Genomic DNA, 654 nt, shown 5'->3' with positions numbered 1-654 from the left:
TTTTAGTTTGGTTAAGTTAGAAAGGGCGCACGGTGGATGCCTTGACACTAGGAGTCGATGAAGGACGGGACTAACGCCGATATGCTTCGGGGAGCTGTAAGTAAGCTTTGATCCGAAGATTTCCGAATGGGGAAACCCACTATACGTAATGGTATGGTATCCTTACCTGAATACATAGGGTATGGAAGACAGACCCAGGGAACTGAAACATCTAAGTACCTGGAGGAAGAGAAAGCAAATGCGATTTCCTGAGTAGCGGCGAGCGAAACGGAACATAGCCCAAACCAAGAGGCTTGCCTCTTGGGGTTGTAGGACATTCTATACGGAGTTACAAAGGAACGAGGTAGACGAAGCGACCTGGAAAGGTCCGTCGTAGAGGGTAACAACCCCGTAGTCGAAACTTCGTTCTCTCTTGAATGTATCCTGAGTACGGCGGAACACGTGAAATTCCGTCGGAATCTGGGAGGACCATCTCCCAAGGCTAAATACTCCCTAGTGATCGATAGTGAACCAGTACCGTGAGGGAAAGGTGAAAAGCACCCCGGAAGGGGAGTGAAAGAGATCCTGAAACCGTGTGCCTACAAATAGTCAGAGCCCGTTAATGGGTGATGGCGTGCCTTTTGTAGAATGAACCGGCGAGTTACGATCCCGTGC

1 rRNA gene is annotated in these 654 nt (G+C 49.5%); it reads left to right on the top strand.

Annotated elements, in window-relative coordinates:
* Positions 1-9 precede the first annotated feature (9 nt).
* Positions 10-654: ribosomal RNA gene (locus ACS2FK_RS30440) — 23S ribosomal RNA — on the top strand; the annotation flags it as partial.

It is taken from the genome of Bacillus cereus group sp. BceL220 (genome assembly GCF_051776965.1).
GTDB lineage: Bacteria > Bacillota > Bacilli > Bacillales > Bacillaceae_G > Bacillus_A > Bacillus_A cereus.
The sequence above is the reverse complement of the archived record's forward strand: the minus strand, read 5'-3'. Positions and strand labels throughout refer to the sequence as shown.